This window comes from Lutibacter sp. (assembly GCF_013041805.1).
Taxonomy (GTDB): domain Bacteria; phylum Bacteroidota; class Bacteroidia; order Flavobacteriales; family Flavobacteriaceae; genus Lutibacter.
In genome coordinates this window covers 1-25,940 of the sequence record NZ_JABDRI010000050.1, presented here as the reverse complement: position 1 = coordinate 25,940, position 25,940 = coordinate 1, and the positions used below count along the sequence as shown (strand labels likewise).

23 protein-coding genes are annotated in these 25,940 nt (G+C 30.9%); 19 read left to right on the top strand and 4 right to left on the bottom strand.

Features of this window, described 5'->3' with window-relative positions:
- The first annotated feature begins 89 nt into the window (after positions 1-89).
- The 4 genes from HKP59_RS06920 (at position 90) to guaB (ending at position 4,213) form a co-directional block, all read left to right on the top strand.
- Positions 90-614 (top strand): FMN-binding protein, encoded by a 525-nt coding sequence (locus HKP59_RS06920; RefSeq protein ID WP_291804879.1) that lies wholly within the window; start codon positions 90-92, stop codon positions 612-614.
- The gene (locus tag HKP59_RS06915) at positions 614-1,111 is read left to right on the top strand and encodes a hypothetical protein (RefSeq protein WP_291804877.1); all 498 of its coding nucleotides are present in this window, start codon (positions 614-616) and stop codon (positions 1,109-1,111) included. Before HKP59_RS06920 ends, HKP59_RS06915 begins: the two co-directional genes overlap by 1 nt.
- Before the next feature lie 50 nt (positions 1,112-1,161).
- Positions 1,162-2,673, top strand: a complete 1,512-nt coding sequence (locus HKP59_RS06910) for a bifunctional metallophosphatase/5'-nucleotidase (RefSeq protein WP_291804876.1) — start codon at positions 1,162-1,164, stop codon at positions 2,671-2,673.
- 70 nt (positions 2,674-2,743) lie between these two features.
- Positions 2,744-4,213, top strand: coding sequence for an IMP dehydrogenase (guaB, locus tag HKP59_RS06905; RefSeq protein WP_291804875.1), 1,470 nt, complete (start codon positions 2,744-2,746; stop codon positions 4,211-4,213).
- Between the two features lie 137 nt (positions 4,214-4,350).
- Here guaB and HKP59_RS06900 read toward each other — a convergent pair whose 3' ends face one another.
- On the bottom strand, positions 4,351-4,779 hold the full coding sequence (locus tag HKP59_RS06900; protein WP_291804874.1) for a NifB/NifX family molybdenum-iron cluster-binding protein: 429 nt from the start codon (positions 4,777-4,779) through the stop codon (positions 4,351-4,353).
- Between the two features lie 443 nt (positions 4,780-5,222).
- On the opposite strand from HKP59_RS06900, the gene HKP59_RS06895 reads away from it, so the two are divergent.
- From HKP59_RS06895 to HKP59_RS06885, 3 genes are all read left to right on the top strand, one after another.
- Positions 5,223-5,669, top strand: coding sequence for a MarR family transcriptional regulator (locus HKP59_RS06895; protein ID WP_291804872.1), 447 nt, complete (start codon positions 5,223-5,225; stop codon positions 5,667-5,669).
- 700 nt (positions 5,670-6,369) lie between these two features.
- Positions 6,370-6,855, top strand: coding sequence for a CAP domain-containing protein (locus HKP59_RS06890; RefSeq protein ID WP_291804871.1), 486 nt, complete (start codon positions 6,370-6,372; stop codon positions 6,853-6,855).
- A gap of 517 nt (positions 6,856-7,372) precedes the next feature.
- Positions 7,373-7,780: a thioesterase family protein gene (locus HKP59_RS06885; protein WP_291804870.1), complete on the top strand. Its 408-nt coding sequence runs from the start codon at positions 7,373-7,375 to the stop codon at positions 7,778-7,780.
- Here the strand turns inward: HKP59_RS06885 and HKP59_RS06880 are convergent.
- Positions 7,777-9,009, bottom strand: a complete 1,233-nt coding sequence (locus HKP59_RS06880; RefSeq protein WP_291804869.1) for a glycosyltransferase family 4 protein — start codon at positions 9,007-9,009, stop codon at positions 7,777-7,779. The two genes, HKP59_RS06885 and HKP59_RS06880, sit on opposite strands and share 4 nt — an antisense overlap.
- Before the next feature lie 91 nt (positions 9,010-9,100).
- The gene (locus HKP59_RS06875) at positions 9,101-9,535 is read right to left on the bottom strand and encodes a hypothetical protein (protein ID WP_291804868.1); all 435 of its coding nucleotides are present in this window, start codon (positions 9,533-9,535) and stop codon (positions 9,101-9,103) included.
- A gap of 186 nt (positions 9,536-9,721) precedes the next feature.
- On the opposite strand from HKP59_RS06875, the gene HKP59_RS06870 reads away from it, so the two are divergent.
- The 11 genes from HKP59_RS06870 (at position 9,722) to HKP59_RS06820 (ending at position 23,876) form a co-directional block, all read left to right on the top strand.
- Positions 9,722-10,924: an Nramp family divalent metal transporter gene (locus HKP59_RS06870; protein ID WP_291804866.1), complete on the top strand. Its 1,203-nt coding sequence runs from the start codon at positions 9,722-9,724 to the stop codon at positions 10,922-10,924.
- 1 nt (position 10,925) lies between these two features.
- Positions 10,926-11,642, top strand: a complete 717-nt coding sequence (pxpA, locus tag HKP59_RS06865; RefSeq protein ID WP_291804864.1) for a 5-oxoprolinase subunit PxpA — start codon at positions 10,926-10,928, stop codon at positions 11,640-11,642.
- A gap of 7 nt (positions 11,643-11,649) precedes the next feature.
- A complete protein-coding gene (gene pxpB / locus HKP59_RS06860; protein ID WP_291804863.1) occupies positions 11,650-12,387 on the top strand; it encodes a 5-oxoprolinase subunit PxpB in 738 nt (245 codons plus the stop codon).
- A complete protein-coding gene (locus HKP59_RS06855) occupies positions 12,380-13,234 on the top strand; it encodes a biotin-dependent carboxyltransferase family protein (RefSeq protein ID WP_291804861.1) in 855 nt (284 codons plus the stop codon). The genes pxpB and HKP59_RS06855 overlap by 8 nt, the downstream gene beginning before the upstream one ends.
- A 113-nt stretch (positions 13,235-13,347) precedes the next feature.
- Complete coding sequence (locus tag HKP59_RS06850; RefSeq protein ID WP_291804859.1) at positions 13,348-14,124, top strand: outer membrane lipoprotein-sorting protein; 777 nt, start codon at positions 13,348-13,350, stop codon at positions 14,122-14,124.
- A 75-nt stretch (positions 14,125-14,199) separates the two neighbouring features.
- A complete protein-coding gene (locus HKP59_RS06845) occupies positions 14,200-17,208 on the top strand; it encodes a hypothetical protein (protein ID WP_291804857.1) in 3,009 nt (1,002 codons plus the stop codon).
- Positions 17,209-17,510: 302 nt separating this feature from the next.
- Positions 17,511-17,951: a cold-shock protein gene (locus HKP59_RS06840; protein ID WP_291804854.1), complete on the top strand. Its 441-nt coding sequence runs from the start codon at positions 17,511-17,513 to the stop codon at positions 17,949-17,951.
- Between the two features lie 102 nt (positions 17,952-18,053).
- Entirely contained in the window at positions 18,054-19,172 is a 1,119-nt protein-coding gene (locus HKP59_RS06835) for a DEAD/DEAH box helicase (RefSeq protein WP_291804851.1), read from the top strand.
- A 194-nt stretch (positions 19,173-19,366) separates the two neighbouring features.
- Positions 19,367-20,275, top strand: coding sequence for a cyanophycinase (locus HKP59_RS06830; protein ID WP_291804848.1), 909 nt, complete (start codon positions 19,367-19,369; stop codon positions 20,273-20,275).
- Positions 20,276-20,311: 36 nt separating this feature from the next.
- The gene (locus HKP59_RS06825) at positions 20,312-23,104 is read left to right on the top strand and encodes a prolyl oligopeptidase family serine peptidase (RefSeq protein ID WP_291804845.1); all 2,793 of its coding nucleotides are present in this window, start codon (positions 20,312-20,314) and stop codon (positions 23,102-23,104) included.
- A gap of 7 nt (positions 23,105-23,111) precedes the next feature.
- The gene (locus tag HKP59_RS06820; protein WP_291804844.1) at positions 23,112-23,876 is read left to right on the top strand and encodes an SDR family oxidoreductase; all 765 of its coding nucleotides are present in this window, start codon (positions 23,112-23,114) and stop codon (positions 23,874-23,876) included.
- 125 nt (positions 23,877-24,001) lie between these two features.
- Here the strand turns inward: HKP59_RS06820 and HKP59_RS06815 are convergent, their stop codons facing one another.
- Positions 24,002-24,478 (bottom strand): hypothetical protein, encoded by a 477-nt coding sequence (locus HKP59_RS06815; protein ID WP_291804843.1) that lies wholly within the window; start codon positions 24,476-24,478, stop codon positions 24,002-24,004.
- Positions 24,479-24,556: 78 nt separating this feature from the next.
- On the opposite strand from HKP59_RS06815, the gene HKP59_RS06810 reads away from it, so the two are divergent.
- Positions 24,557-25,753, top strand: a complete 1,197-nt coding sequence (locus HKP59_RS06810; RefSeq protein WP_291804840.1) for a 6-phosphofructokinase — start codon at positions 24,557-24,559, stop codon at positions 25,751-25,753.
- Positions 25,754-25,940: the final 187 nt, after the last annotated feature.

Sequence of the window (25,940 nt, the reverse complement as noted above, 5' to 3'; positions counted from 1 at the left end):
ATTCGAACAAATAATCGATATTTAAAATGTTTTAATTAGATTATCAACCTAAACTTTTTATCAAATATTAATAAAAGCACAATAATCTTATGAAAAAAATAATAACCATATTTATAATTGTATGTATTTCGTCAAGTTTTACAACATCAAAAAGAGTAGATGCTATAATTAAAAAAGAAATTTTATCAGTTTTTAATATCGAAGCATTTTCAAAAGAATCTTTAACTATTTCTTCTGAGGTGAATAACATTTTACCTATTAAATTAAATGATACGAACTTTTTTAAAATTTTTCACAATAATGTTGTAGTAGGTTATTATTACTTTGGAAATGCATATGGAAAAGCAGATTTTTTTGATTTTATTGTTATTTTTAATAAAGAGTTAATAGTTTCAAAAGTAAAAGTTGTTGCGTATAGAGAAGATCACGGCGGTGAAGTTGGAAGTAAAAGATGGTTGAGACAATTTGAAGGAACTTCTTCTGATAAAAATTTAGAATATCAACATGATATTGCAGGGATTTCAGGAGCTACAGTTTCTGTAAAATCTATGATGAATGAAGTAAATAAACTTTTAAAAACAGTCACTATATTAAACAATAAAGAGCAACTATAATGGAAATACATGGACTTATTCATAAATTTCCGAAAGAAATTAAAGCATTAATTCTTGTATTTATTTCAGTATTAAGTGTTGGATATTTTGGTGGGTTAAGTTTTGTAAATAATACTACAGCTATGCAACCAGCAAGTATTGAAAAACATTATTTAGGGAATGAAGATGATGAAGAATATGAAGTAATGAAATTCAAAAAAAATGAACGAGAAATTTTAACAATTGTTCATGGTCACATACTTTCAATGTCTGTTATTTTCTTTTTAATTTCCTTAATTTTAGCCACTACTTCAATCAATAAAAAGCTAAAATATTTTTTAATGATAGAGCCTTTTGTTTCAATTATTTTAACTTTTGGAGGTATTTATGTTCTATGGAGTGGTGTATTATGGTTTAAGTATATTATTGTTTTTTCAGGAGGGTTAATGACTTTTACTTTTATAATTTCTACATTTTTAATTGTTTATCAGTTATTATTTTTAAAATCTTACTCTTAGTTTCTATTATAAATAATATAGCGTAATTTTGTAATTCTTTAAAAAACAATATGAAAAAAATACTTTATATTTTAGTTGCTATTAGTCTATTTTTTGCTTCTTGTTCAACAAAAAACGACATTATAAATTTTACTTTTTTACAACTCAATGATGTGTATGAAATCGCACCATTAGAAGGCGGTAAAGTAGGAGGAATGGCAAGAGTTGAAAAATTACATCAAGATTTATTAAAAGAAAACCCAAACACTTTTATGTTTTTGGCTGGAGATTTTTTAAACCCGTCATTATTAGGAACTTTAAAATATAAAGGAGAGAGAATTAAAGGAAAACAAATGATTGAAGTAATGAATGCTATGAATTTTGACTTAGTAGCCTTAGGAAATCATGAGTTTGATTTAAATGAAGAAGAATTGCAGCAACGATTAAACGAATCTAATTTTCAGTGGATTGCAACAAATCCAATGCATAAATTAAAAGATAGCACTACTGAACGTTTTGCAGTTGTTAAGGACAGCTTGCGAATAGAACTACCAAAAACAGTAACCTTTAAAGTAAAAAATAAAAATGGTAAAGAAATAGAGATAGGTTTTTTTAGTGCCACTTTAAACTCAAACCCGAAAGACTATGTGGATTATGGTGATTTTTATGAGTCAGCTAAATTTGCGTATAACAATTTAGCAAGAACTTGTGATGTTGTTTTTGGCTTAACACATTTAGCTATTGATCAAGATGAATTGGTCGCAAATATGCTACCTGATGTACCTTTAATTATGGGAGGTCACGAACATGTAAATATGTCGGTTCCAGTTGGGAACTCTAAAATTACGAAGGCTGATGCAAATGCAAAAACAGTATATGTTCATAGAATTAGCTACAACAAAAAGACAAAAGAAACAATTATAAATTCCGAATTGGTTCCAATTACCAAGGAAACAGGTATGGATGAAGGTGTTGACAATATTGTTCAGAAATGGAATGTTTTGTTGGATGAAAAAATAAAAGAAATTCTTCCAAACCCAGATGCTGTAATTTTTACAGCTAATGAGCCATTAGACGGAAGAGATACTCCAATTAGAAGTGAGCAAACAAATTTAGGTTTATTAATCGGAAAGGCTATGGCGTATAGTTTTAATAATGAAGTAGATTGTGCTTTAGTTAATGGAGGGTCTATTAGAATTGATGACCAGTTACAAGGTGATATTACTGGTATAGATATTTTTAGAGTATTACCCTTTGGAGGCGAAGTTCTTAAAGTAGAATTAAAAGGGAGTTTGCTTAAAAAAGTTTTAAATTATGGTAGATTGAAAGCAGGTAAAGGTGCTTATTTACAACGTTATAATGTGAGTTATGATGAGCCAATGAAGCTATGGAAAGTAAATTACAAAGAAATTGTTGATGCTAAAGTATACAAAGTTGCGTTTAGTGATTATTTATTAAAAGGATATGATATTCCATTTTTAACACCTAATAATGAAGAGGTTATTAAAGTTTATGAAAATAAGAAAACGGATGTAGCAAAGGACATTAGAAAAGCAATTATTGGATACTTAAATAGTTTATAAAAATAAAAAATAGGTATTTAATATAAATAGTGTAAATTTGCTCGCAATTAATTTCTAAGTTGATTGCACTATGATTTCAAACACATCAAAATTTGTAGGAGAAGGCTTAACCTACGACGACGTACTATTAATTCCAGCATTTTCAGAAGTTTTACCAAGAGAGGTAAATATTCAAGCTAAATTCACAAAAAATATCACAATAAATGTTCCCGTTGTTTCTGCGGCAATGGATACGGTTACTGAATCTGAAATGGCTATTGCTATGGCAAGAGTAGGCGGGATAGGTGTTTTACATAAAAACATGTCTATTGAAAAACAAGCCAGCGAAGTGAAAAAAGTGAAGCGTTCAGAATCCGGAATGATTTTAGAGCCTGTTACTGTTAAAAAAGAAGAAACCGTATTAACAGCAAAAAATTTAATGCGTGAATACAGTATTGGAGGTATTCCTGTTGTTAATGACAATGGTAAATTAATTGGAATTATTACGAATAGAGACTTACGTTTTGAAAGTGATAATACACGATTGATTGCTGAAGTTATGACTTCTGAAAATTTAGTAACAGTTGCTGAAGGTACATCACTTAAAGAAGCTGAACTTGTTTTACAAAATAATAAAATTGAGAAATTACCTGTTGTAGATGGTAATTATAAGTTAGTAGGATTGATAACCTACAGAGATATTATAAAAGTTATTGAAAATCCAAATGCAAATAAAGATAAGTATGGTCGCTTAAGGGTTGCTGCTGCTATTGGAGTTACGGGTGATGCTTTTGAAAGAGCAGAAGCTTTGATAAATTCAGGTGTAGATGCACTAATTATTGATACGGCTCACGGACATACAAAAGGTGTAGTAACTGTTTTAAAAGAAATTAAGAAAGTATATCCAGAAACTGATGTGGTTGTTGGAAATATTGCTACAGGTGAGGCTGCTAAATATTTAGTTGAAGCAGGAGCCGATGCTGTAAAAGTTGGTATCGGTCCAGGTTCTATTTGTACCACTCGTGTTGTTGCTGGTGTGGGATATCCACAACTTTCAGCCATTATAGAAGTGGCAGAAGCTATTAAAGGTTCTGGTGTACCGGTTATTGCTGATGGTGGTGTTCGGTATACAGGGGATATTCCAAAAGCTATTGCCGCTGGAGCAGATTGTGTGATGCTAGGTTCATTGTTGGCAGGAACTAAAGAATCTCCAGGAGAAACAATAATTTTTGAAGGAAGAAAATTTAAATCATACCGAGGAATGGGCTCTGTTGAAGCGATGAAGCATGGTTCAAAAGATCGTTATTTTCAAGATGTTGAAGATGATATTAAAAAATTAGTTCCAGAAGGTATTGTAGGGAGAGTGCCTTATAAAGGTGAATTACAAGAAACAATGCATCAATTTATTGGAGGATTGAGAGCAGGAATGGGATATTGTGGAGCAAAAGATATTGAGGCTCAAAAACAAGCTAAATTTGTGAAAATCACATCTGCTGGAATGCGTGAAAGCCACCCACACGATGTTACCATTACTAAAGAATCTCCAAACTATTCAAGATAAGTAATACAAGTTGTTTATCTAATAAATTAAAAAAGTCAGAAATTCAATTTCTGACTTTTTTAATTAGGTACTAATAAAAGATTAATAGAAACTTATTAATAAAGATTTAAAAATCTACAACTAAATAAATACTATTTTTAATGATGGTGATGGTGCTGACCATGATTATGGCCTTGTCCACCACCACAATTACAATTACAACCTGATTTTTCGTGAGAAACGGGAGCTACAGCTTCCAAAGTTCCTTTAATTAGTTTATCAATAGCAGTATCTGGATCTGTTTCTTCAATTTTGTAGCATGCCACATTTTGTCTAGCTAATTTTTGAATAAGTCCATTTCCAATACCTCTAGTTAATAATATATCGACATCGAACAAAGTACTTGTAAATGTTTTATTTTCAGTATGGGAAGCATTATGCAAAGTTTCATCTTTTTCAAGCTCTAAAATCTTTTTGCTTTCTACGATGTCATCATTAATCGTGTATATTATAAAATTTCTACATTTTCCAGCATGCTCAAAAATTATTTTTTTATTTTGGGATGCAATAGCAACAACTGTTTTCATATTTAAGATTTTAAACAAATTTATAGGTATTAACTATTCTTATTTGCAACCTAAGTTACTGCTTATACGAAGTTTACAAATTCATTTAAAAAATCGTCATCTTTATTAACAAATCGGGTAGTTATTAACAATTTTAAAATATTCATTATTTTTTTTAATTTTTCATGGATCGAGTTTATTTGTCAGGATTTAACACGATTATCGTTGAAATATTTTTAATAATAATCGACATAAATAGTTGATAAATAATATTTTAACTGTTACGTGTTAAATGTTTAATAATTAGTATACTAATATAATAAGTCTGTATGTTTATTTACTTTTTTATCGTTATTCAGTAGAAAATCAAAAGTTTTTAACAAAAAAGTTTGGATGATAAATTATTTGTACATACATTTGATGTATATACAATAGTAGTATAAACAATTGTTGTCCCCCCGAAGTTGAACTATAATGATAAAAGTAATGAGTTAAATTTACCTGAATTTACAATTGCAAATATTTTGCGAACAGGTAATTGGATGAATGAGAAGTTTTCAGATCATCTAAAGCAATACGCATTATCAATTCAACAATTTCAAGTATTACGTTCTTTAAGAGTATTGAAAGGTGAACCAGCAGATCTTTTAACTTTACAAAACCAAATGGTTAGTAAAAATAGTAATACAACACGTTTAGTTGAAAAATTACGATTAAAAGGTTTAATAACGCGAATTCAAAGTGAGCAAAATAGAAGAAAGGTTGAAATTAGAATTACAGAGGCCGGTTTAAATTTGTTAAGTGAAATTGATGTTGTGCACGCTGAATTTGAAAAAAGCATAGTTAACAACTTTACCGATTCAGAAATTAAAACTCTTAATACATTATTGGAAAAATTTAGAAAAGATTAATCAACCCCAAATTGAATAATAGTAAATAATTAAATCAACCCTAAAAATGAATTATTTAAATAAAATTAATTACCCCTAGTTTTAATTAAATAATAAGATTGAAAGAAGTTAAATTAAAAATGAAGAATATGAATAAATAAATCAACCCCAAACTCAATTGATTTTTTCAAATTATAAATAATTATCCCCCTAATTATTTATAATTTGTTCAAATCATAAAATAAATAGTAAGTAAGTAAGATTAGATTAAATTAGTAAGAATTTGAAAATATCAAATCTATAGAGGTAGACTCACTGTAGTCACAAACATATAAAGCAATCCGAAAAACTGCAATATTTTGTTAGATGATTAGTAAGAACTTTGTTTCTACCTCTTACTTTAAACTAAAATATAATAACCCCCAAAACCCCAAAGATTATGAGTGCAATATTAATTGTATTAATAGTTAGTATTTTAATTACTACATTAAATAGTAATTTTGTTGAAAGTGAATTTTGCTATTCAACTTTTTCAAGCATATACTTTTTCGTTTTGTCTGGTTATTATAATATGAATTATAAAACACATATTATTACTAATAGAATTAATCAGCCGCAAAAAATTTATCTATAGAAATACTATTCCCACAACAGTATATTTAAACGATAAAATTGCGGCTGTATTAATATAAACAGCAAAAGATAACCCCAACAACTAGCAATGAAATCCCTAAAAATTAAATTAATACTATTTGCACTCGTATGCACTGTTTTTAATTCCTGTAGCTCTGGTGATGAAGGAATTTATTTTAATGAATTTAAAACGGAGTATGCGACAATGGAATTAGAAATAATTGACTTAATAAATGAGTATAGAATCTCATTAGGAATGCTACCCTTCGAAACTCTTGATATTATATCGTCTGTAGCATTAACCCAATCATCTCATACTATTATAAATGATGAAATGAATCATGATGTCTTTATTGAACAGCAGGAAAATTCCGTGGCACTAACCAATGCTAAATGGACTGGAGAGAGTTTAGCTTACGGTTTTAGTAGTGCAACAAGTGTAATCAACGCTATGCTCAATAATGAAAATCATAAAGCAATTATTGAAAACGATTCATATACACATATTGGAATTTCAATTGAACAAAATAGACAAGGAAGAAATTATTTTACTAAAATTTTTATCAAAAAATAGTGATGATGGTAGCCACCGAAAAAAATCTTGTTAGAAAAGTAAAAAATGAAGCTCATTTGATATATATAAATACATTAACGCCAAATTTTAATTATAAAAATAAGCGGGGCAAGTTAAGCACGGTCGCAAAAAATTGTGTGAATTTGTAAACTTTTTAAAAGAATAAAAATTGTCCTCATTTTTTAAATAAAAAACAGCTGCAAAAAAAACTTATAAATGTCGTCCCCACAACGGTAGTATAATAAGATTAAGTTTTTACAACTGTTTATGTTATTCTAAAAAAAACAGCCGCAATAGGTTTGAAAAAAACTGTCGTCCCCACGATAATTTCTTATTGCTCAAATTATTACGACTGCAAATGATTAAATATTATTACAAAATAATATTGGATCATTAAATATTCTTGAACTTTTCTAGGTTTTGTAAAAGTAATTTATAACATTTATAATTCCAATTATTTAGTATTCAAATTTAATTTATAAATTAAAACATTGAACCAATCAAATTAGTAGGTTAAATGAACAAATTAAATAGTTATTATTTCGAGCTTAAAGTCAAATCTAATCAGATTGATGAATTAAAACATGTCAACAATATTCACTATGTTGAATGGGTGCAGCTTGCTGCACAAAGACATTGGAAGCTGATAAGTAACGAACAAATTGATTCAAAATTTGTTTGGGTTGTTTTGAGGCATGAGATAGATTATGTATCTGCTTTAATTCTTGGTGATGAAGTTAAAATAACTACTTGGATTGGTGATTCTTATGGAGTGAAATCTGAGCGTTTTGTAGAAATCACAAAAGGGAAAAAAACAGTTGCCAAAGCTAAAACTATTTGGTGTTTGTTGGATAAAGTTACAATGAGACCTATTAGAATTCCTTTAGAAATTTTAAACATTCTTACAACTGAGGATACTAATTAATGACTATTTTTTTCTTCAATCCATTTCGATAAATATTTGGTGCTTTTTAAAGTATGATGTGTTAAAACAGCACCTATAAAGTTTTGTAATCGATGATCTTTAAGGTTTAGTTGTAAATTTTTAACTTTTTTCAGCAATTGTTTACTATATTTTTCCTTAGAATAATAGGTGTCAATTATTTCTAAACCATTTATTTGTGCTCTTCGCCACATTTTTTCATTGGTATAAAGTGTTACTGCGCTTTTAGCAAAATCCTTAGGATTATTCTCAATAAACCCATTCCAAGGTAATTTGTGATGCATAGATTCAGCTCCAATTGATGTAGTTACACTTGGTGTACCAAATTGCATGGATTCTATTAGTTTTCCTTTTAACCCCGCTCCAAATAGAAGAGGGGCTAAGCATATTCTTGCATTTTTAAAAACATCTTCACTACTTTTTGCCCATCCTTTTATCATAAAACCTTCTTTTATATTTTGAAGTTGATGTGCTTTTTCAGTTGCATAAGCCCCATAAATTAAAATCTTCGCATCGGGTAGTTGTTGTTTAATTAACGGCCATATATCTTTTTTTAGGTACAAAACAGCGTTCCAATTTGGTTCGTGTCTAAAATTACCAATAGTCATAAAATGCTTTCGGTTTTGAAAGGTTGGAAAAGAGTCTATAGTTTCTAAGCTTATATTGTTTTGTAAAAAGGGAATATAATGTAAAAGAGATGTATCAATTTTAAACGTCTTTTTTAGCAACTTGAATTCAAATTTTGAAATAATAAGTGTTACATCACATCGATAGATGCTTGCTAATTCACGCTTAGTAGTATCATTCATTAATAAATCTAATGAAAGCTCTTTATGCTGTTTAAGCGCTTCTTTTCTAGCACTGCGTAAAAAATGTAAATCTTCAGAGTCTAAAATTCTAAGTGCATTTGGACATGTTTCTGACACTCTCCATCCAAATTGTTCTTCAGTTAAAAATCGATCAAATAGTATAATAGACGGATTTAAAGATTTTAGAAAAACATCAAAACTAGAATCATTTAATTCAATTTCAAATGTTTTAATGTTTAACTTTTCTAGGTTAAACGTATTGGTTGTTTTTGATGCTGCACATACAAAAGTGATTTCGTAATCTTCTGATTGAAACAATTCAATAAGTTGAAGCATTCTGGTTCCAGCAGCCGTTGAATTAGGCTCTGGCCATACAAACCCTATAATTAATAAGTCTTTCATACCATGTCAAAAATAAGAAAGTAAAAATAGAATACTGCACAAAAAAACCTGAATTTAGATTCAGGCTTTATCAAATGAATAAGTTGGTCTGTTAGGAAATAATGCCATCCTCTTTTGATTTTTTTGAATACCAAATTAAAAAAGCAGCTACGCCAATAACAACAATCGGCATGATACTATTTGATCCTGAAACTTCCATATAATCTTGGATAAAAAAGTTATAGACAAATTGTGTTAAAACGCCTAATAAGGATAAAATGAATAACTGAATAGCCAATTTCTTTTTTAAAAGTAGCAAAATGCACCCTACAGTTCCTCCAAAGACAGCAAATGCAAATGCCGCTGTTACCCAAGCAGGTATGTTTGTGTAATACAATTGTTCGGTTTCAGGTAATGCTTTTAATATTGCATCAGTCATATAAGCCTGTCCTAAATAGGCGGATACCCCCATTAAGTTCCAAATTAATGCTGCAATGCCTATGATCCAAAAAGTAGGTGTAGGTTTGTTGGTTGAATTTGTCATCATAAAAATAGTTAGTTAGTAAATATTTAGTTCTTACAAATTAAGAAATTTATAGAACGTATACAAATGCCTTCAAATTTTACAATATTAAATTTATTTTCAAGGAGTTTAATATTTCGGTTTTAAAACTTTTATTTAAGTTTTTTAGGTATTTTTGAAAGATCTTCTACATAAATTTATAATGAACAAATGATAAATTGGTTTAAAAATATTGGCCCGGGTGTTCTGGTGGCAGCCGCTTTTATTGGTCCCGGAACGGTAACAGTTTGTACTTTGGCAGGTGTTAATTTTGGGTATACACTTCTTTGGGCAATGACCTTATCAATTATTGCAACGGTTATTTTACAAGAAATGGCTGCTAGAGTTGGTATTATTACTCAAAAAGGATTAGCAGATATTATAAAAGAACAGATAAAATTCCCTTGGTTAAAAAAAATAGCTATTATTTTAATTTTGTCGGCAATAGTAATTGGGAATGCGGCTTATGAAGCTGGTAATATTAGTGGAGCATCTTTAGGAATCTCTGCAATTGTGGGTGAATCATATTACATTTTTTATCCAATAAGCATTGGAATAATAGCCTTTGCATTATTATACATTGGAAATTATAAAATTTTAGAGCGAAGTTTAGTAGTGCTGGTTCTTACCATGAGTATTTCATTTGTGTTAACTGCAATAATTACAAAACCAGATATATCTTTGATGTTTAAAGGAATTTTAATTCCTTCCTTTCCAAAAGGAAGCATGTTAACTATTATTGGTTTAATAGGCACAACTGTAGTGCCTTATAACTTGTTTTTACACGCATCTTTAGTAAAAGAAAAGTGGAAAAAACAAAGCGACTTAACCTTTGCAAGAAAGGATACGTATATTTCTATTATTTTAGGTGGTTTTGTTTCTATGGCAATTATTATTGCAGCTACTTCAATTCAAGGCTATGAAATAAAAAATGGAATTGATTTAGCCAAAGGATTAGAGCCTTTATATGGTAATTTTGCAAAATATTTTTTAGGAATTGGTCTCTTTGCTGCAGGAATTACCTCTGCAATTACAGCTCCATTAGCTGCTGCGTATGTTGCAAATAGCTGTTTTGGTTGGAATGCGAGCCTAAAAAGTTTAAGATTTAGATTTGTTTGGTTTTTAATCTTGGCGTTAGGGGTACTTTTTTCTTCCTTAAAAATTAATCCTATTGAAATTATTAAATTTGCTCAAGTTGCAAATGGAATTTTACTCCCAGTGATTGCTTTATTTTTAGTATGGATTGTGAATAAAACGGCAGTTTTAGGAACATTTAAAAACGGATGGTTACAAAATGTTTTTGCTGGAATTATTATTCTAATTACCATGATTTTAGGTTTTAAAAGTATTTTAAAAGTCTTTGAATTATTATAATATGAAACAAGTTATGATTAATTGCGATGTAGGAGAAGGAGTAAATAATGAAGCTCAGTTAATGCCGTATATTCAATCGTGTAATATTGCTTGTGGCGGTCATGCAGGTGATGAAAAACTAATGAGTACTGTTGTTCAACTTGCAATAAAACAGAAAGTAAAAATTGGAGCACATCCATCATATCCTGATAAACTAAATTTTGGCAGAAAAACAATGGTTATTTCAGCAGAGGATTTAAAAGAATCTATTCAAGCACAAATAAATAGCTTGATAAAAGTAATTGATGAAAAAGGAGCAAATTTACACCATATCAAAGCTCATGGGGCTCTTTATAATGACATTGCAAAAAATAGAGAATTGGCACTTGTGTTTTTAGAAGCTATTTTACCCTATAAAAATGAGGTGAATATCTACATTCCGTTTAACTCAGAAATAGAAAAATGTGCGATAAAAAATGGATTTAAAATTATATATGAAGCATTTGCAGATAGGAATTATAATAATGATTTAAGCTTAGTTTCCCGAGATAAAAAAGACGCTATTATTTCCGATCCAATAGCCATTTTAAAGCATGTAACTGAAATAAATAAATTCAATAAAGTGACTACAATTACGGGTAAAAAAGTATCGATAAAAGCAACCACATTTTGTGTTCATTCCGATACTGAAAATGCGGTAAGAATTGTAGCTTATTTGCATAAGAATTTAATAACTTAAAACACATTTGAAGCAATTTAAATTAACATATAAACCATATGGGAATAGTGCGATTTTAATAGAATGGCCTCAAAAAATTGCTATAGAAATTCTGAACGATATTCAGATATTAGTTGCTAAAATTGAAAATAAAAATTATAAAGAAATACTTGAACTGAATTACGTATATAATTCATTATTAATAAAATATAATTCAAAATATATTCATTTTTTAGAGCTTAAAGACAAAGTTGAATTACTTTATAAGAAATCATTTTCAGATAAAATAATGGTTCGAAGTACTAGCTGGGATATTCCTGTTTGTTACGATCCTGAATTTGGGATCGACATCGCTTATATGGCAACCGAAAAAAACGTATCCATTGATGAAATAATTTCGTTACATACAAGCGCTATATACACTGTTTTTGGAATTGGCTTTTTACCAGGTTTTTTATATCTAGGTGGCTTACCTAAAAAGCTACATATCTCTAGAAAAGAAATTCCGCGTTTGAAGATTCTAAAAGGAGCTGTTGCTATTGGCGGAAATCAGACTGGAATTTATCCTCAACAATCTCCAGGCGGTTGGCAAATTATTGGTAAAACTCCGGTTTCATTATTCAATATTTCCAAAGAAAATCCTTGTAAGATGAAGCCAGGTGATCGTATTTGTTTTAAATCCATTTCAAAAGAGGAATTTCTAGCGATAGAACTGGAAGAAGATAGAGGAAATTACGAACTTAAAAATAGTTTGTTAAATGATTAAAGTTCTAAAGGCTGGTTTATACACTTCAATTCAAGATAAAGGTAGATTTGGATATAGGAATATAGGAGTTCCTAACAGTGGAGCCATGGACTCCATTTCTAGTGGCTTGGCAAATGCTTTATTAAATAACCAAGAAAATGATGCGGTTCTAGAAATAATGTTGCAGGGACCTACCTTGGAATTTACCAAAACAACAGCAATAGTAATTTCTGGTGCCGATATGTCTCCGAAATTAAATGATGAATTTATGTTAAATTATAAGGTATACACTGTTAAAAGTGGAGATATACTTAGTTTTGGACAACTCATAAAAGGTTTAATTACCTATGTTGCTATTCTTGGAGGATTCCAAACAGAAACAATTTTAAATAGCAAATCATTTTATCAAGGGATAACGGGAGAAAGTAAACTAAAAAAAAATGATTGTATTCCTTATAAAACACAAACTACTTCCATAAAAAAGGCGAATTCAATTCTCAAAATCAACAAACAATTTTTTGAAACCAAAATTATTGAAGCCTACAAAGGTCCAGATTTTGAATTGTTTTCCTTAGCTGAACAAGAAAAACTAATTACGAATTTGTATACCGTTTCAAAAGATATCAATAGAATGGGGTATAGATTGGAAGAATCTGTTATTCCTCATAACAAATCAATGATTACAGGACCCGTTTTACCGGGTACGGTTCAAATAGTACCTTCAGGTCAACTTATCATTCTAATGAAAGATGCTCAAACTACTGGTGGATATCCACGTGTGTTCCAACTTTCAGAAAAATCAATCGCAATTTTAGCGCAAAAAAAAGTAGGAGATACCTTAAATTTTTCAGTACTAAATAATAGTTAGTCAGCTAAACATAAGTTTTTTACCCCTTTTTTTATTAAAAAAATAGTTAATCTGTAACATTTTTGTATTTTGGTGCACATATTAAATCGTATAACATAAATTAAATCAGAAATATGAAAATTTTAAAAATAGTAGTAATAGCCTTAGTTATTGGTTTTGTTCATAAGACTAATGCGCAAACAGCCGATGAGATACTTTCAACTTATTTTGAAAATATTGGAGGTATTGAAAAGCTAAATGCTATAGAGGGTGTTAAAATGAGTGCGAAAGTGAATCAACAAGGCATGGAAATACCTTTGGAAATTATTCAATTAAAAAATGGGAAACAAATGACCGTTATTAATTTTCAAGGTAAAGAATTAAAGCAAGGTGTATTTGATGGTGAAACCTTGTGGAGTACTAATTTTATGACTCAAAAAGCTGAAAAAAGTGATAAGGAAACTACAGATAATTTAAAATTAGAAATGAATGATTTTCTTGATCCATTTTTAAACTATAAGGAAAAAGGATATCAGGTTGAATTATTAGGAAATGAAACAATTGATGGAACTGAAACTTTTAAAATTAAATTAACCAGAGAACCAATTACTATTGATGGTAAAGAAGAACAGAATATTACTTTCTACTATTTTGATACTGAGAATTTTGTACCTATTGTTGCTCAAAATGAAATAAAAACAGGTCCATATAAAGGGCAAATGGGAGAGGCTAAAATGAGCGATTATCAAGAAGTTGATGGCATATATTTTCCTTTTTCTTTAACACAAGGGATAAAAGGGCAACCAGGGCAAGGAATTACGCTAGATAAAATTGAGCTAAATCCTCAAATAGATGATGCACAATTTAAGTTTCCTGAAGAAATAGAAACTACGGAAACTCCTAAAAACTAAATATACTCAAAACCTCAATAATTTCTATTGAGGTTTTTTGATTTAACTAACTAAAATTTTATAAGAATGAAAAAAATGAGTTCACTTCTAGTTTGGAGTATGATACTACTTTCTATTGCGGTAGATGCACAAACAGATCATATTTTAAGTGCAAAGAATTTATTTGGATCTTTAAACGCACGTCATATTGGTCCAGCTTTAATGAGTGGTAGAATAAACGATTTAGAAGTACATCCTACCAACAAGCGTATCATTTATGCAGGTACAGCAGGTGGCGGTGTTTGGAAATCAAATGATGCAGGAACAACGTTCAATCCAATTTTTGATGAATATTGCCAATCTATTGGCGCTGTTGGTATCGACCCTACAAACCCAGATAATGTTATTTATGTAGGAACTGGTGAAACTTGGACTAGAAATAGCGTTTCTGTCGGAGATGGATTGTACAAATCAGTGGATGGTGGCTCTAATTGGACAAAGCTAGGATTTGATAAATCAGAACGAATTGCCAATATTATTGTAAATCCAAAAAATGCGAACGAAGTCTATGTAGCTGTTTTAGGGGCTTTATGGTCAGATAGTGATGAAAGAGGTATTTACAAAAGTATCGATGCGGGTAAAACTTGGAATCAAATTTTATATGTAAACGAAAAAACTGGAGCGGCAGATTTAGCAATGGATCCAAATGATCCTTCAATTTTATATGCTTCTATGTGGGAATTTAGACGTACACCTTGGTCTTTTGAATCTGGTGGGGCAAATAGTGCTTTGTATAAATCTACTGATGGGGGAGCTACTTGGAATAAAATTCATAATGGCTTTCCTGAAGGAAATTTAGGTCGTTTAGGAATTGCAGTTGCAAAATCAGATTCTAATATTTTATACACCGTAATTGAAGCCGAAGAAGACGAACGAAAAGGGTTGTATAGAAGTGATGACGCCGGAGAAAACTGGAAACAACTTAACAATGATTTTGGGATTACAGTGCGCCCTTTTTATTTCTCAAGAATTGTAGTAGACCCTAGAGATCCTAATGTAATTGTGAAAGGTGGATTAAATGGCTCCATCTCTAGAGATGGTGGTAAAACTTTTAAAAGTTTAGGAAATATGCACAGTGATATTCACGATATTGTTTTTGATATTCACGACTCTGATAGAATCTATGCAGGAACTGATGGTGGTGTGTATCGTTCTATGAATGGTGGTACAACCATGGAAATTGTTGAAAATTTACCCTTATCACAATTTTATCATATCAGTTTGGATGATGCAGAACCATATAATATTTACGGAGGTTTGCAAGATAATGGTTCGTGGTATGGGCCTTCATCATCTTCAGGTGGAATTGAAGCAAGAGATTGGAATTCTATTGGTGCAGGAGACGGATTTAGAGTGTTAAAGCACCCAACTAAAAACATTATTTATTCTGAAATGCAAGGCGCTGAAAATGTTTGGAGATACGATGTTGAGAATAATTTATTAAAAACCATACAGCCATTACCGCAAAAAGGAAATGCAAAATTACGTTACAATTGGAATGCTCCAATGGCTATTAGTAATTTTCAGCCAGATCGTTTTTATATGGGAAGTCAGTTTTTGCACAAATCTGAAGATATGGGAGATACTTGGACCATTATTTCACCAGATTTAACTACGAATGATAAAACAAAACAAGAACAAGAAAATTCAGGTGGCCTATCAAAAGATAATTCTGGAGCAGAAAATCATACGACAATTTTTACGATAGCAGAATCACCTTTAGATCAAAATATTATTTGGGTAGGAACTGATGATGGTAATATGCAAGTTACTGTTGATGGCGGAAGAACTTGGACAAATACAGCTACAGCTATCGAAGGTTTACCAAAAAATACCTGGGTATATCATATCGAACCAAGTTCACACGAAAAAGGTACAGCTTATGCTGTTTTTGAAGGGCATTCTACAGGTGATATGAATCCATATACCTATAAAACAACAGATTTTGGTAAAACTTGGAAGAGTATTATTACTGATGAGATAGTTGGATTTGTAAGAAATATTCAAGAAGATTATGTAAATCCTAATTTATTATTTCTAGGAACTGAGTTTGGTTTGTATATCACTTTAGATGGTGGAAATAGTTGGACAAAGTTTACGAATAATATGCCTTCCGTTGCAGTTCATTTTATTGATTTACATAAAAAAACAAATGATTTGGTTATGGGTACGCATGGTCGTGGTATTATAATCATAGATGATATTTCACCACTGAGAGAAATAACTTCAGAAGCTTTAAGTAAAAAAGTTCACTTTTTCAATTCTAAGCCTTTTGTTATGAAAGATCAAGGCGGATTTTCAGGAAGTTTTGGTACTGAGACTCAGTTTGTAGGAAGTAATCCTTCAACAGCGGCTCACATTAAATACTTACTTCCAAAGCGTCATACATTTGGTAAAATGTCACTTGAAATTCAGGATATGGAAGGCAAAAAGATTACAACCTTATCTCCTGGAAAATCGAAAGGGATTAATATCGTAGATTGGAATTACACCATCAAACAACCAAAAGTAGCAAAAGGAAAAACGTTTAGTTTTGGAGGTTTTACAGCTCCAAGAGTGAAAGAAGGAACCTACAAAGCAGTGTTAACAAAAGGAAAAGATACATTTGAGCACGAGTTTGAGGTCGTGTACGACAAACACGCAAATTTAACTGCTGAAGAAAGTGAAATAAAGTATCAAACAATTATGAAACTGTATGATATGACTCAAGACTTAGCATATATGGTGTATGAGTTAGATGCAACCTTGGAAAAAGTGACCAATAAAAAATTAAAGAATTCACTAAACGAGTTGAAGGAAACATTAGTTATTACTACCGGTGATAACTATGTAGGTTCTGCTGAGCCACAATTACGTGAGAAACTATCAGAATTATACAGTAAATTGGCTTCTAGTTATGACAAACCATCAAGTAACGAACTTGACTTTTTAAGTATGTTAGAAGAGCGTTTTAATAATGCTCAGAGCATGTTTACTAAATATAAAAAGAAAGCGAAATTAAAAGATCTTCAATTAAAATCTTTTAACGACTTTATCAATGAGTAAACATATAACGACATATTATAAATTAAAAGCCTGTTTTATTTCAGGCTTTTTTTTTACTAAATAATTTAAAATAATGATTTTGAACAAATAGATTAAAAAAATTAAATAGGAAATGTTATATTTGCAGAAATGTTTTGACAATAATATGCATTTCATTTTTTATTTTACGTAGGCTAGTTATATAAGCGACTCTTGATATTCCAGTTTGTTATTAATTGTAAATTCTTCACATTCGTTTTTATATAGATTAGATAAAGCGGTAAAAATATATGTTTAACAATAAAAATTTAATTTAAAAATTAATGGCAGGATCACAAGAAACCTTTGGGAAAAAAGAAAGAGAAAAAAAGCGTTTAAAAAAGAAAAAAGATAAATTACTTAAAAAAGAGGAAAGAAGAGCTAGCGGCCAGGAAAGTGAATTTATCTATGTTGATGAGTTTGGACAGCTTACGAGTACTCCCCCAGATCCTTCTAAAAAAATAAAGGTAGATGCATCTACCATAGAAATTGGAATTCCTAAAAAAGAAGATAGAGAAGAGGAAGAAACAGCTGATAAGGTTGGTAAAGTATCTTTCTTTGATACGTCAAAAGGATTCGGTTTTATTATTGATACCACATCTCAAGAAAAATATTTTGTGCACGTGAGTGGTTTATTAGAAGAAATAAAAGAAAATGACAAAGTAACTTTTGAGCTAGAACGTGGTTTAAAAGGGATGAATGCTGTGAGAGTAAAAAAGGTATAAGTAAAAAGATAAATAAGTAAACAAAAGCTACTTGAAAAAGTAGCTTTTGTTATTTTAAGAGTTTAACAAATTCTTAGTAAGTTTCAAAAAATATAAAATAGTATGTCAACATTTTTAGATTTAGGAGTACAAAAAGAATATGTGCAAGGACTCAAAGAACTCGGTATTAAATCGCCTACAGAAATTCAGGCGAAAACAATACCTACCTTACTTAAATCACCTACTGATTTTATAGGTTTAGCACAAACAGGAACAGGAAAAACAGCAGCTTTTGGACTTCCAATTTTACATCATATTGATGTTGATAATACTGAAATTCAGGCCTTAATTTTAGCTCCAACAAGAGAATTAGTGCAACAAATAAAAAAGCAGCTATTTAAATTCACAAAATATGCCCCTGAAAAAATATTTGTGGAAGGCGTATATGGTGGTGAAAAAATTGATAAACAAATAAAGGCATTAAAAAGAACAACACATATTGTTGTTGCTACTCCTGGAAGGTTGATAGATTTAATTGAAAGAGGAGAAATCGATGTAAAGAAAATTTCTACATTAGTACTAGACGAAGCCGATGAAATGTTGAACATGGGCTTTAAGCAAGATTTGAATAGAATTTTAAAATTTACAAGTAACACAAGTAATACGTGGCTATTTTCAGCAACAATGCCCAATGAAATTAAGCGTATTATTAAAACCTATATTCAATCCAATGCACCACAAGTACAAGTAGATAGAAACCATGTGGTAAACACAAATATTACCCACCAATACATCAAGACAACTATTAAAGATAAGCCCGAATTACTTATCCAAATTTTAGAAAAAAGAGGGAATGAGCGCGGTATTATTTTCTGTAGAACAAAATTAGGAGCTCAAAACATCGCAAATTTTTTAAAGGAAGACGGCTTTTCAGTAGAGGCATTAGAGGGAGATATGCAACAAAAAGAAAGAGATAAAGTAATGCGAGCTTTTAAAAATGAAAGTCTTCAAATACTAGTTTCAACCGATGTGTCTGCTCGTGGGATTGATGTAAACAATTTAGCCTTTATCATCCATCATCAATTGCCTGAACAGCTAGAATACTACACACATAGAAGCGGAAGAACAGCAAGAGCTGGGAAAAGAGGTTTTTCATTGGCGTTGATTATTCCAGGGGAAGAAAAAAGAATTTATGAAATTCAGAAACAATTAAATATCAAATTTATGGAGGTCAGCATCTAGTTACCACTTCATATATTAAAAAACTGATGACGTTCGATAATAGAACATCATCAGTTTTTTTTGGTTTAAACATCAAATTTAGAAGTATTCTAAATTGTTTATAGCATAACAATTTTATCAATTTATTAACACTTTATGGTTACACGATGATTACTTTTAAATTACTATATTTAAATTTTTAAAAAATATAGGTAATGAATGATCTACATATGATTAAAAAATACTCGTTTCTTCTTCTCATTTTTTTAGGAATAGTAGCTTGTAATCCAACCGATAAAAACATAGTGTCCGTTGAAAAGACTGTAGAAATAGAATCTATAGGTCCCGAAAATGGAACACTGCTGATTATAGGCGGCGCTGCAAAAGATATGTTCTACACAAAATTTATGGAATTAATTGGTGGTCCAGATGCTCCAATTGTAGTAATTCCAACAGCTATTTCAAGTGATACACTAAGTGAAGAATTTTTAAATAACTATAAGCAATCTTATATTGATAGAGGTTTTACTAATGTTACGGTGCTACATACACGAAGTGCAGTAGAGGCTAATTCAGTTGAATTTATATCCGCAATTAAACAAGCAAAAGGAGTTTGGTTTAGTGGAGGAAGGCAATGGAGACACGCCGATTCTTATTTAAATACAAAAGCACATCAAGCTTTTTTAAACGTTTTAAAAAGGGGAGGTGTTATTGCAGGAAGCTCTGCAGGAGCAACAATTCAAGGCTCATTTTTGGCGCGAGGTGATACCAAAAAAAATACAATTATGATGGGAGATCATCAGGAAGGTTTAGGTTTTATCTCCAACGTTGCAATTGATCAACATCTATTAGCTAGAAATAGACAATTTGATTTATTTGAGATTTTAGATGAACATCCAGAATTGCTTGGAATAGGACTGGATGAAAATACAGGAATAATTGTAAAAGGAGATACGTGTACCGTATTTGGAGAAAGTTTTGTAGCAATTTATGATGGAACAAGATGGTCTGCTGAAAGAGATACTATTTATAAATTACCTGTGGGAAGTAGAGAATTTTACTTCTTAAAGGAAGGAAATAAATACGATTTAAAAAATAGAAAAGTAATTACTTCGAAAAAGTAAATGAAATAAAAATCAATCAATCAAACACTATAAATTATGAGAATAACTTTTACCACTGTTTTAGTCTTAATTTCCTTGACGGTTTTTGGACAAAAAAAAGTACTAGACCATAAAGATTTTGACATATGGAATACCATTCAAAATCAAACCATTTCTAACAATGGAAATTTTGTCTTGTATGAACTTGAAAAAGGTGAAAAAGACAGTCATCTAAAAATTAAAGACTCAAAGGCTCAACTCGTTTTTGAACATGAACGAAGTGAAAACGCACAGTTTAATTACAATTCAACAATGGCCTTATTTACTATAAAGCCTTGGAAAGATAGTATTAAAGAACTGAAACGTACAAAAGGTAAAAAAGCGAAATTACCGAAAGACACTTTAGCAATTTTTAATTTAGCCAATCAATCATTGGTTAAAATTGGAAACGTAAAGTCGTACAAAAGTCCGGAAAAATGGTCTGGTTATGTAGCATATCTTTTGGAAGATATTCCTGCGGCTAAAAAAGAAAAAGACACTTCTGAAGCTCCAAAGAAAAAAGAAAAAAAGAAGAAAGTAAAGAAAGTTGGTAAGGAGAATGGATATCATTTAGTGTTGAAAGATTTAAATAGTGTAAAGCAAGATACCTTTAAATATGTATTGAATTATACATTTGCAAAGGAAGCAAAACAACTCGCTTTTGCAACTTCTGGAAAGGATTCTACCTTTGAAGCTGGAGTGTACGTACTTGATATTGAAAGTAACAAACTTTCTCATGTCTATGGTGCTGAAAAGGCAAAATACTATCAGTTAAATTTTAGTGATTCAGGTAAGAACCTGGGTTTTGTGGTGGATACTGATACTACTAAAGTACAAATAAGACCTAATGAATTATACCTATGGACTAAAGGAAAAGAGAAGGCAGAGAAGTTAGTGGATGCCGCTACTGCTCCTAAAAATTATAGAGTTTCTTCTGATGGAAGAATTTCATTCTCTAAAGATGAATCTAAATTGTTTTTTGGATTGGCGAAACCTCCAATTGTAAAGGATACTACTTTATTAGATGAGGAAATTGTAAATGTGGAAGTGTGGACCTATAATGAGCCAAGGTTGTATACCGTGCAAGAATTACAGGTTAAAAATGATGAAAAAGAGTCGTTTACAACAGCTATTTTATTGAATAACAATCATAAATTGGTTCAATTAGCAACTACGGCGTATCCTGATATCGATTTGGGAAATGAAGGAAATAGTACCTATGGTTTACTAAGTACCGATTTACCGTATCAACTTGAACGTCAATGGAAAGGAAGTGCAGCACGTGATTATGCACTTGTAAATACAACTACTGGAGAAACTATAGAAGCCTTAAAAAATATTACAGGTCGTGTTAGAATGAGTCCGCAAGGAACCTATGCATATGGATATAATTCTGTTGATAGTCTTTGGTTTGCTTTTAATGTGAATACCAAAAAATATACGGAGCTTACAAAAGATAAGGTTTTTTATGATGAAATGAATGATTCTCCAAGACATCCTAGTTCTTATGGAGCAGCAGGCTGGACAGATAATGATGAAAGTATATTGTTATATGATAGATATGACATATGGAGTTTCAACCCTGATAATGCTTCAAGTAAACGACTTACGAATGGACGTGAAAATAAAACGAGATATCGTTATCTAAAACTAGATAATGAAGAACGATCTATTTCTTCAAATAAAAAGTGGTTGCTTTCTACCTTTAAAGATGTAGATAAACATGCTGGTTATTTTGAATTTAATCCAAAAAATAATAAAGGAAAACAATTAGTTACAGGTCCTTACCGCTATTCAACACCAATAAAAGCAAAAGATACGGATCAAGTTATTTTCACAAAACAAACGTTTGAAGTATTTCCAAATATTCAACTTTCTGATTTGAGTTTTAAAAAGGAGTTACAGCTAAGTAATGCAAACCCACAACAAGGTGACTATAATTGGGGAACTGTAGAATTAGTAAATTGGATCTCTTTAGATGGAATAGAATTAACGGGAATGTTGGTAAAACCAGAAAACTTTGATCCAACAAAAAAATATCCAATGCTTGTTAATTTTTATGAAAAAAGTTCAGACGGATTGTTTAATCACAGAGCACCATCACCAGGACGTTCAAGTATAAATTATAGCTTTTATGCAAGTAGAGGGTATTTAATTTTTAATCCTGATATTGTGTATAGAAATGGGTATCCAGGCGAAAGTGCATTTAATAGTGTGATACCTGGAATAACAGCACTTGTTGATAAAGGTTTTGTTGATAAAGATAATATTGGTGTTCAAGGTCATAGTTGGGGTGGATATCAAATCGCCTATTTAGTGACTAGAACAAATATCTTTAAGGCTGCAGAATCTGGAGCACCAGTGGTGAATATGATAAGTGCTTATGGTGGTATTCGTTGGTGGACTGGTTTAAGCAGACAGTTTCAATACGAACATACACAAAGTAGAATTGGAGGTACTCCTTGGGAATATCCTGCTCGTTATGTTGAAAATTCTCCAATATTTAATATAGATAAAATACATACACCTTTATTAATTATGCATAATGATGCAGATGGTCACGTGCCTTGGTACCAAGGAATTGAGTTTTTCACAGCTTTAAGAAGACTTCAAAAACCATCTTGGATGTTGAATTATAATGGGGAGCCACACTGGCCGCTAAAAATGCAAAATAGAAAAGATTTTAACATTCGTATGGCGCAGTTTTTCGATTACTATTTAAAAGGTGCTAAGAAACCAATGTGGATGGAAAGTGGAGTTCCGGCAATTGAAAAAGGAATCAATCAGCATTATGAATTAATCGAAGAGTAAAAAATAAATGATTCAATTAGATTTATCTGACAAGAAAATTCTTGTCACTGGAGCTTCTAATGGTATTGGCAAAGGAGTCGCCCATTTCTTAATGGAAATGGGCGCTCAAGTTGCCGTACATTATCATAGCAATAAAGAAGCTGCAGAACAATTAATTTCCAATTTTAAAGAAACAAAGTCAGAAGCTTTCAAAGCAAATTTGGAACATGAAGCTGAAGTGTTTCAATTAGTTGAACATGTAATAACTAGTTTTGGAAGTTTAGATGTAATCGTGTTAAACGCAGGTGTTTTTTTACAACATTCTACAACAGCAACCACGAAAGATTGGTTGTCGGTTTGGAAACGAACCTTAGACATCAATCTAAATTCAGTTGGTTTAGTAACTAAATTAGGAATTGATCATTTTAGAACACAGGGTAAAGGAACTTTTGTGTATATAGGTAGTAGGGCGGTTTTTAGAGGAGAAACAGAAGAGTATCTTGGATATGCAGCTTCTAAAGGTGGATTGACTTCTTTAGCTAGAAGTGTAGCACGATCTTTTGGTAAAGAAAATATCAAATCGTTTATTGTTTCACCAGGTTTTACACGAACGCAAATGGCTGAGAGCTTTATCAAAAAATATGGCGAAGAGCGTGTATTGAATGAAATTTCATTAAATGAATTAACCAAACCAGAAGATATTGCACCATTAATTGGCTTAATGTGTAGTGGACTTATGGATCACGCAACAGGGGCAACCATAGATATCAATGCGGGAAGTCATATAAGGTAGTTCTTTAGCTCACGTTGAATTGAACTTGTTTAATTAGAACTTGTCACATCGAGCGGAGTCGAGATGTTGTTTTATATTAATTATACTAAAATAAAAATAATATTGCATTAATTTAGCGTATGCAATTAACAATGTAATTCTTCCAAAGCCAACCGATAATCATATTGTAAATCTTCGTGAAGTGCTGTAAGTTTTTTTTCAATGCTTGCTATTTCTCGTATACAGATGTTTTTTAGTACCGTATTTTTATTTATAGATGGTTTAAAAGCAGTTAATTTCTGACAAAAATAGAGGAGGAGCTCAATTTCAGTCTCTTTACTATTTGAATATCGAATGTATTTTTTTATCATTCGTAAGATTTTACGGACACTTTTTTTAATAAAATAATACGTTTTTGTATTGATTAACTCAAATTGCGCATCAATTTCTTCCTTCACACTTTGCACAAAACCCTCTTCATAAGAGGCTTCAAATAAAAGATATGTAAGCAATTCTTTATTCTCTTTTTTAAATCTCGACAAGCGCAAACACAAGGCAATCAGTTCACTTTGTGAAGCATTAGCAAGCTCATTTTTAAGTTCTTTGGCGGTAACAGCTTTCATTGGTACAATTTAGAAAAAAAGTTGGAGCTAACTGATCATTTTTTTGTAATTTAATTGGCTCAAATTAATTTAGAAACTATGGCAAAAAAAGTGAAAGGAACCATCGCGATATTAACAGGCGGTGGAGATGTACCAGGATTAAATCCTGCAATTAGAGCAATTACTATTAGAGCAATACGAGAAGGATACAGAGTGATAGGTTTAAGGCGTGGATGGGCAGGTATTGTTGAAATGATTCAAGATCCTAAAGCCGATAATAGTAATAATTTTGTAGAATTAACTCAAATCATTGTAAATAAAACGGGTAGAACTGGAGGAACATTCTTACACAGTTCAAGAACACGTCCAAGTCATTTACCTAAAGTAAGTGTTCCCAAACACCTAAAAGATACATACCAAGATGAGTTCAATGATTTAACGAGTGTGGTGTTGAGTAACCTAAATTATTTAGGAGTTGATTATTTGATTCCTATAGGAGGCGATGATACACTGAGTTACGGAGTTCGTTTATACCAAGAAGGTGTGAAGGTAGTAGCCATTCCAAAAACAATGGATAATGATGTGCCAGGAACGGATTATTGCATTGGTTTTAGTACTTGTATTACAAGAACTATTAATATGACCAATACTTTAAGGACTTCTGCAGGTTCACACGAACGTTTTTTAGTATTAGAAGTGTTTGGTCGTTACGCAGGTTTTACAGCCATGTTGCCTACAATGGCAGGAGCCGCGAATAGATGTGTAATTCCCGAGTATAAATTTAATATTGATGTGTTGGCAGAACGTTTAAATGAAGATCGTTTTGATAATCCAAGTAAATATTCAGTGGTATTGGTTTCTGAAGGTGCGATGTTTGAAGGTGGAGAAATGGTGTTTAAAGATAGTGAAAAAGATCAATTTGGTCACGCTAAACTTGGTGGTATAGGTGAATTAGTTTCCCAACGTTTAAAAGAACAATCACCTTTATATAATAATGGAAAAAGAGTCAATGTGATCAATCAAAAATTAGGATATTTAGTAAGAGGAGGAGATCCTGATGCGATTGATTCTATTGTGCCAATGGCTTATGGAAACCTAGCGTTAGATTTAATTTTAAAAGGTATTCATGGTCGATTGGTAGTGCTTAAAAATGGTCGATATGACAATGTGCCTATTGATGTGGTTACTGGAAAATCTAAAGTAGTAAATATTGAAAAATTCTATAATACAGATAGGCTGTGCCCTAATTACAATAGCTTCGAAATGAATCCATTGTTTATTATGACAAGTGAATAACAAAAAAGGCTGAATTTTAAAATTCAGCCTTTTTTTTTGAAATAGAATGTTCGCTCACAATAACAAATAAAGTTTGTATAAATAAGATTTTTAGCAATATTATATCTATAGTAAAATATTCTTTTATTAGTTTTATTGATAGTAATATTGATAAATTCATTTCAAAATTTGATGAATGATATTTTCT